This is a genomic window from Evansella halocellulosilytica (genome assembly GCF_002335745.1).
In the GTDB taxonomy this organism is placed as follows: Bacteria; Bacillota; Bacilli; order Bacillales; family Salisediminibacteriaceae; genus Bacillus_CA; species Bacillus_CA halocellulosilytica.
In genome coordinates this window covers 5,502,743-5,511,341 of the sequence record NZ_NIST01000001.1, presented here as the reverse complement: position 1 = coordinate 5,511,341, position 8,599 = coordinate 5,502,743, and the positions used below count along the sequence as shown (strand labels likewise).

At 40.3% G+C, this 8,599-nt stretch carries 6 protein-coding genes; 5 read left to right on the top strand and 1 reads right to left on the bottom strand.

Going from position 1 to position 8,599, the window contains the following annotated elements:
• Positions 1-233 precede the first annotated feature (233 nt).
• Positions 234-1,991, bottom strand: a complete 1,758-nt coding sequence (locus CD001_RS25820; protein WP_257009950.1) for a sigma-54 interaction domain-containing protein — start codon at positions 1,989-1,991, stop codon at positions 234-236.
• 666 nt (positions 1,992-2,657) lie between these two features.
• Between CD001_RS25820 and CD001_RS25815 the strand changes: the two genes are divergently transcribed.
• The 5 genes from CD001_RS25815 (at position 2,658) to gucD (ending at position 8,445) form a co-directional block, all read left to right on the top strand.
• Positions 2,658-3,848 (top strand): NAD(P)/FAD-dependent oxidoreductase, encoded by a 1,191-nt coding sequence (locus tag CD001_RS25815; protein WP_096190427.1) that lies wholly within the window; start codon positions 2,658-2,660, stop codon positions 3,846-3,848.
• Positions 3,845-4,870, top strand: a complete 1,026-nt coding sequence (locus CD001_RS25810) for a proline racemase family protein (RefSeq protein ID WP_096190426.1) — start codon at positions 3,845-3,847, stop codon at positions 4,868-4,870. Before CD001_RS25815 ends, CD001_RS25810 begins: the two co-directional genes overlap by 4 nt.
• Before the next feature lie 36 nt (positions 4,871-4,906).
• Positions 4,907-5,911 (top strand): proline racemase family protein, encoded by a 1,005-nt coding sequence (locus CD001_RS25805; protein WP_096190425.1) that lies wholly within the window; start codon positions 4,907-4,909, stop codon positions 5,909-5,911.
• 126 nt (positions 5,912-6,037) lie between these two features.
• Positions 6,038-6,916 carry a dihydrodipicolinate synthase family protein gene (locus tag CD001_RS25800; protein WP_096190424.1) on the top strand — a complete coding sequence of 293 codons (879 nt, stop codon included), beginning with the start codon at positions 6,038-6,040 and terminating at the stop codon, positions 6,914-6,916.
• Between the two features lie 62 nt (positions 6,917-6,978).
• Positions 6,979-8,445 carry an alpha-ketoglutaric semialdehyde dehydrogenase GucD gene (gene gucD, locus CD001_RS25795; RefSeq protein ID WP_096190423.1) on the top strand — a complete coding sequence of 489 codons (1,467 nt, stop codon included), beginning with the start codon at positions 6,979-6,981 and terminating at the stop codon, positions 8,443-8,445.
• Positions 8,446-8,599 lie beyond the last annotated feature (154 nt).

Below are 8,599 nucleotides of genomic sequence, written 5' to 3'. Positions count from 1 at the left end.
TCCGGGAAAAATAGCATTCGTACCTCTGCGTTGACTCCTTTTTCCGTTACTCACGTATGACCAAGATACGCTCCGCTCCTCAAAACTTCGTCGCCTTGATCTACTTGGCTCTTTTGTCCTCCTTTTTGAACTTGCATAAAGAGGATGTTCAAAAAGGTACGGGAAAAATAGCATTATGCCTTAAGAAAAAGTGAAAATGAAATGGAAAGCCTTGAGAAGAGGCTTTCCATCGGTCATTCGTGAATATTCAATTTATTAAGCTTGTTATATAACGTAGCTCTTGAAATGCCAAGCTTTTTTGCTGCTGCTAATTTATTTCCTCGTTCCATGTATAAGATTTTTTGAATAACATGTTTCTCGTGTAAATCCAGCTCTTTTTGGAGAGGGAGTGAGATGTTACGAAATTCTCTTTTAACGTGATCTTCATCATTTTTTTCTGTTTTCATGATGACTTTTTCATCACCACGATCCGATGATTTAAAAGGTAAGTCATCGATTATAAGTTTTTCACCTGAAGAGAACACAACTAATCTCTCAATAGTATTTCGGAGTTCCCTCACATTGCCAGGCCAGTGATAATGCATTAATTCTTGCATGACCGAATTTGGGATATGTTCAATCATTTTATTGTACCGAACCGAGAATTCATAAAGAAATGAATGGGTAAGTTCAATAATGTCTTCTTTTCTATCGCGTAAAGGTGGAATGTTAATGGTTATGATATTTAATCGATAGTATAAGTCCTCACGGAATTTGCCTTCCTTCATTAATTCTGTCAAGTCGCGATTTGTTGCTGCAACGATTCGGCAATTAGCTTCTAATAGCTCAGTTCCACCGACAGCAAAGTATTTCTTTTCTTGAAGCAGCCTTAATAATTTTACTTGCATATCAAGTGGAAGTTCACCAATCTCATCTAAAAATAATGTCCCTCCATTTGCCATTTCAACTTTCCCTTTTTTTCCCCTTTGGTCTGCACCAGAAAAAGCGCCTTTTACATAGCCGAACAATTCACTTTCAAATAATGAAGGCGGAATAGCCCCGCAATTAATTGGAACGAAAGGCGCATTAGCTGACTCACTGAGATCATGGACTGCTTTAGCAAACAGTTCTTTTCCTACACCGCTTTCACCAAGGATGAGTGCTGTAGCCTTCGTAGAAGCGATTTTTTCTATTCGTTCCTTCGTGTTTTTTAAAACCTCGCTCGTTCCTTTAATAGGGTGAAATGGATCGGTGGATGGTTTTAATTTTTCCATCTCCTGTTCAAGGTGCAATACTTTCGTTGTGGCATTAAACAATTCTTTGTTGAGGCGTACTTGGCTCGTAATATCGGTTTCTGCAGCAACAGCACCGACAATTTCATTATTGACTTTAATGGGGTTCGTGTTGATGAGAACAAATAAGTCTGGTCGTGGCTGATGTTGGCGCTTGTACACTGATTTTCCTGTTTTCAATGTTTTTATGATTTCAAGCATATCGATTGGAAAATGTTCGGTGATCGATGTTCCTTGGATCTCCTCTTGCTTGATAGAGAATATTTCTTCAGCTCCTTTGGTCCAGACCATCGTATTCAAGTTTTTATCAATAATGGATATGGAGGCGTCTGTCGTTCGGAGCATTGTTTCAAAATATGTACGTAAATATTGATAGCTTTTATAAATCGATTTTAAAAGGTGAGAGCTGCAAAGATAACCGATTGGTTTCTTACTCTCGTCTAACACTAATATTTTATCATTTTCCATCACACTATTAATCATTTCCTCTATCGGGGTCTCTTGCGAAATGGCTATCGTGCGGAATCTTGGTAGAAGATCATGAGAGGTTTGGTCGACCATCTTCGTTAATAAATAATATAGCTGATCACCACTCTGATAAAACAAAACTTCAACATCCTCGTGAGCTTCTTTCTCTAACTGTGTTTCTACCTCAACTGAATCGCAATAGAAAAAATCTTTTTGAAGGATATCCCTTATTTGTGGTAAATGATAGTCCAACAAAATCCCCTCCAAGGAAATGAATTGTAAGATTATTTTTAACTTTATAGAAAATTATACACAATTAATCGGTGAGTGTCTAGATTTCTGTACAGTCGTGGAGAAAAGGTGAGCACACCATCAACAAAAACTTGGCATGAATTTTGCTTTAAATAAAAGCAGGGTTATTTTTAAAAAAAAGATTAGAATTTATAAAATATCAATCTCTCGAATGCTGTCTAGACTTCAGGCACGAGCGTTTACTACACGAGCTTCCACACGGATGTGGTGACTTCGGCGTTCCCGCAGAACGAGGGGGTTTTAGCCGAAGGTCTTATCTTACGAGTTGCCTCAATGGATATAACCACAGAGCAATGCTAGAAGAGGAAGAGGCAGCGCTTTTCGCCGATAGGCGAGCGCCTTGCGCTTTTCATGTGTATTCGTTTTGAAGGGGATATTTTCAGAAGCAATGATGGAGACGATAGTTTTCCGATAGCGGTATTTGTATGGACAGTATCAGATAATGAAGTTGAAGGCCGGTACGAGATGCTGTTTCAACTATTTTAATGAGTCTCGTGTTTCTTACGGTTCCCGTTTTTATGATTCCGATTGTTCGAAACGTATTGAAAAAGAATCGTGGAAATTCCCCGGAGTATCGATAGTCGGCAATAGAGTGGAGGGTGTGACTTGGCGAACCAAACGCATGCAGAAGTTGTTGTTATTGGTGGTGGAATAATCGGGGCTGCAATTGCCCATTATGTCTCTAAATCAGGAAAAGAAGTAACGGTCCTAGAAAGGGGGGAGTTAGCAAGTGGCACGTCTTCACGTTGTGATGGCAATATATTAGCTATTGATAAGGATCCAGGTTTCGATAGTCAAATGTCACTCATTAGTCAAAAGTTAGTGGATGACTGGAGTCATGAGCTGGAACATCCTTTTGAATATCGTGCATTAGGAAGCATTCTAGTTTGTGAAAGTGATGAAGAGATGGATGCTGCTCAACAATGGGTGAGTCGTCAAAAAGAAGCGGGATTACCTTTTCGAATGTTAGATCGTGCAGATATTAAACAAGAGTCACCTTATTTTGCGGATGATTTATATGGAGGGTTAGAATGTCAAACAGATTCCACTGTGAACCCATACTTATTAACCTACTCATTGTTTGATCGTGCGAAAAAAAATGGAGCACACTTATATACGAAAACGGAAGTATCGGAAATAAGAAGGTTGTCTAGTCGAAATGGCTTTCATATTCAAACAAACAATGGCTCTTTTACAGCAGAAAAAGTAGTCAATGCAGCAGGTGTCTGGGCTCCGAGAATTGGACAAATGGTCGGAATTGATATCCCGATACAGCCTAGGAAAGGACATATTATTGTTGCATCTAGACAACTGCCGGTCGGGAGACGAAAAGTGATGGAATTTGGATATTTACTCTCAAAATTTGGTGGAACTAGAAAAGTTGATCGAGAAACGGAGAAGTTCGGTGTTGCTTTAGTATTTGAACCTACTGAGAGTCAGAATTTTTTAATAGGGAGCAGTCGTGAATTCGTTGGGTTTAATACGAAAGTCAATATGGACATCGTCCATTGTATTGCAAGAAGAGCTGTGAGATTCTACCCGAAAATGGCTGACTTTAACTTTATACGTACGTATGCAGGGTTAAGACCATGGACATCAGATCATTTGCCGATTATCTCCCATGTTGAAGAAGTACCTGGTTTTTATATTGCAGCCGGTCATGAAGGGGATGGAATAAGCTTAGCAGCGATCACGGGAAAGTTAATAGAAGAGCTCATTATGGAAAAACAGGAAACGACGATACCCGTAGCGCCTCTGTCCCATGTTCGATTCAGAGAGGGTGTGAAAAATGAATGAAGTCTAAGTATATGTTTTCCACCATAGACACACATACTGGTGGAAATCCTACACGAACAGTCATATCCGGAGTACCTCGTTTAAAAGGTAGAACGATGGCAGAAAAAATGATCCATTTAAAAGAGGAGCATGATTGGGTTAGAAAAGTATTGATGTATGAACCGCGTGGTCATGATGTGATGTCTGGTGCACTACTAGTCGAACCTTGTGATCCACAGGCAGATGTAGGGGTCATTTATATTGAAACCGGTGGATATTTACCGATGTGTGGGCACGACACAATCGGTGTTTGTACAGCGTTAATTGAAACAGGGTTGGTACCGGTGAATGAACCAATTACTAATATTAAATTAGACACTCCTGCAGGACTTGTTGATGTAAATGTAGAGGTTGAAGATGGGAAAGCGACGGAGGTGAGTTTTTTAAATATTCCCTCATTCTTAATTGAATCAATTCAAGTTAACGTTGAAGGAATCGGAAGTGTTCACTGTGATATCGCTTATGGCGGTAACTTTTATGCAATTACGAATGCGGACTTGTTGAATCTTGAGCTCGTCCCATCAAATGCTGGGAAAATTATTGATCTCGCAATTCAAATTAGAAAAACAATTAATGCGACTGTCGATATTGTTCATCCAGAAAAGCCGTTCATTAAAGGGTTAACACATATCGAATTTTTTACAGAAAATGTTACGAATGATCTAGCTCATGTGAAAAACACCGTTGTCGTCCCACCAGGAGGGATTGATCGTTCTCCATGCGGAACAGGAACCTCTGCAAAATTAGCAGCCTTGTTTGCCAAAAATGAAATTGAAATTGGTGAAGAGTTTGTTCACGAAAGTATTGTCGGTTCCCTTTTTAAAGGAGGAGTCGTAAGTACAACGAAAATAGGTGATACGAATGGGGTGGTCACAAAAATAGCAGGATCTGCATGGATTATGGGGATTCATAGCTTTTTTGTCCAAGAGAATGATGAAGTCGGGGAAGGGTTTCTTTTAATCCCTCCGATGGAAGATCATTAAAAGGTAGAAAGCAATGCAGTAGGAGGTGGTTGAAAAATGGAGATAAATAAAGTGTATACAACGGTTGACGCTCATACTGCAGGGGAACCGTTAAGGATTATAACAGGTGGTCTGCCTCCTATAAAAGGTCAGACGATGATAGAAAAGAGAGCATATTTTCGAGAGAACCATGATGACATTCGCCGGTTTTTAATGTATGAACCACGCGGTCATCATGGGATGTATGGGTGTGTGATTACATCTCCTGTAAGTGAGGGTGCAGATTTTGGTGTTCTGTTTATGCACAATGAAGGGTTCAGTACAATGTGCGGTCATGGGATTATTGCGGTTGTTACTGCTGGAATTGAAATAGGGTTACTGCCGAAAAAAGAACATGATTCTCCATATGTCATTGATACACCTGCAGGAAAAGTAACGGCAACTGCATTTTGCGAAGGCTCAACTGTAAAGGCAGTTTCTTTTGAAAATGTCCCATCATTTATGTATTATCCTGACTTCCCAGTCCATTTACGAGGAACTTCTCTGAAAGTAGACATTGCATTTGGCGGGGCATTTTATGCAGTTGTTCAAGCAGACGATCTCGGAGTCAATGTGACGATAGACCAATTAAATAAACTGAAATCTTTTGGAAAAGAGATTAAGTTGTCTATTGAGAAAAACCTAGAAGTTGTTCATCCGATTGAAAAAGAGTTAAAGGGCATATATGGCGTTATAATTTCAGATGTCCCGAAAAGAGAGGATTCTGAGTTGAGAAATGTGACGATCTTTGCTGATGGGCAATTGGATCGCTCACCATGTGGAACGGGGACATGTGCTAGAATGGCGACTTTATATGCAAGAAAGAAGTTACAAAAGGGAAGTATTTTTGTACATGAAAGCATTGTAAGCAGTCAGTTAGAAGGGACAGTTTTCGCAGAAACAAAAGTGGATAAATATGAAGCAATCGTTCCTAGTATTAAAGGAAAGTCATCCATTACCGGGCTTCATAAATTTATGAGGGACCCTTCAGATCCTTTAAAGGATGGCTTTTTACTTGGCTAATAAATAGTAGTGTACGAATCAAAATAGAGACTAATAGGTAAAGTCATTCTATTATGATTTAAATTTATGAAATGACTCAATTGAGAGTGAAAATAAGGTTAATAACTAGAGAGGAGTTAAACGAATATGGCGAAATTTGAAGGCGTTTATGTGGCACTTGTCACTCCATTTACAAAGAATCATGAGGTAGATTATGAAGGCTTGAAAGAGCTATGTAATTGGTTAATTCAAGAAGGGATAGATGGACTTGTGCCGGCGGGTTCTCTAGGAGAGTATGCGACGATGACGGTGGATGAACGAGCGAAAGTAGTAGAAACAGTTATTGAAGCAGCAAATGGGCGTGTCCCTGTTGTTGTTGGGTCTGCCGCCCCGTCCACTAAACAAGCGGTGTACTGGTTAGAGCACGCAAAAGAAAAAGGGGCAGCTGGAGTTATGGCTCTTCCGCCAATCAATTACAAACCATTGGAAAACGAAATTATTGAACATTATAGAGAGTTAAATGATGTTGGGATCCCGATTATTGCTTATAACAACCCGAGAGATTATCCAACAGATTTAACCCCTGAATTACTAAGCAAACTCGATCAGTTTGAAAACATTGTCGGGGTAAAAGAATTCACAGGAGATGTTCGCCGCATACAAGCGATTTTAGAAAAGACAGACCTTGAAGTGATGGTAGGTGTCGATGATCTTGCTTTTGAAGGTGCCTTAGCAGGGGCTACTGGCTGGATTTCAGGAGTCCCGAATGCATTACCGAAAGAAGGTGTAGAGCTGTTTCGACTAGGTCGTGAAGGAAAGATCCAAGAAGGGATGGAGCTTTACAAGCACCAGTTACCGTTATATCGCTATGATGCTTCCCCTCAGCTTGTACAATACATTAAATATATGGTCGAATTAGCTGGGAAACCAGCAGGTCCGACAAGACCACCACGATTACCGTTAAGTAAAGAACAGTATGATTCAGTGAAAGAGGCATTTCAAATTGCAAAAAAATTGACGATCTAGTGTTTGACACTTTACTGAATAAAAGATCCGTTCAAAAGTATTTCAAGGAAAGGATGTAGGTTATGAATATAACAACTGACGTAAAGACGTATTTTAACTTTGTGAATGGGGCCTGGGAACCTAGCTCCACTGGTGAAAGTGTTGAAAGCATTAATCCAGCAAATAAACAGGAGATTGTTGGATATGTTCAAAAGTCATCGAAGGACGACTTAGATCGAGCTGTTGTAGCTGCTAATGCAGCACAATCAGAATGGAAAAACTTATCGGGAGCTGCGCGTGGCGATTTCCTTTATAAAGCAGCAAATATTCTTGAAAACAGACTAGACGAGATCGCGGAAACAATGACGAAAGAAATGGGCAAAACGTTTCCAGAAGCTAAAGGGGAAACAGCGCGCGGGGTAGCCATCTTACGCTATTATGCAGGTGAAGGAATGAGGAAGATAGGGGATGTTATCCCGTCAACAGATAGTGAGGCACTGATGTTTACAAGCCGTACTCCATTAGGTGTCGTTGGCGTGATTACGCCTTGGAATTTTCCAGTTGCCATTCCGGTATGGAAAATGGCGCCTGCACTTATTTACGGAAATACGGTTGTCCTAAAGCCAGCAGGTGAAACAGGAGTAACCGCAGCAAAGGTGATTGAGTGCTTTGCTGAAGCTGGATTTCCAGATGGCGTTGTGAATATGGTCAACGGTGCAGGTTCTGTTATAGGTCAAGGAATCATTGATCACCCTGATATTCATGGAATTACGTTTACAGGATCAGATGTCGTTGGAAAACAAGTCGGTCAAGGAGCGTTAGCCCGTGGAGCCAAATATCAACTAGAAATGGGCGGAAAAAATCCTGTCATTGTCGCTAATGATGCTGATTTAAACTTAGCAGTCGATGCGACAATTAGTGGCGGATTGAAGTCTACGGGGCAGAAGTGTACTGCTACGAGTAGGGTCATCGTTCAAAGTGACGTATACGATGAGTTTAAAGAACGGCTCCTTGCTAAAGTAAAAGAGCTAAAGGTTGGTAATGGTCTAGAGCAAGAGACGTGGATGGGTCCATGTGCAAGCGAAAACCAGTTAAACACGATTCTTTCCTATATAGAAAAAGGGAAAACAGAAGGAGCAACCCTTCTTTACGGTGGAGAAAGGGTTGAAAGTGAAGGGATGAAAAATGGTTTTTATGTCCAGCCTGCTGTTTTTGAAGACGTCAACAGTCGAATGGCAATTGCACAAGAGGAAATATTCGGTCCTGTATTAACTTTAATGAAAGTTGACACAGTGGAAGAAGCTTTACAGGTTGCCAATGATTCTAAATTCGGATTAAGTGCATCTATTTTTACGACAAATGTTTCTCATATGCTTTCGTTTATAAATGATATGGATGCCGGGCTTGTCCGTATTAATGCGGAAAGTGCTGGTGTTGAATTACAAGCACCATTTGGCGGAATGAAGCAATCGAGCTCACACTCACGTGAGCAAGGGCAGGCAGCGATTGAGTTTTTCACCTCAATTAAGACCGTCTTTGTAAAAGGATGAAAAAGCCGGTCTAGTTCCCTTTAAGTAAAATATTCAAAGACTCTGAGCCTCTCAGAGTCTTCTGGTCGTTTGGAGTGAAGCGGGTTTATCTTTATGAATAATCACAAAACGATAATTATGTCACTCAGATTGATGACCAAAAGCCATTTAAATT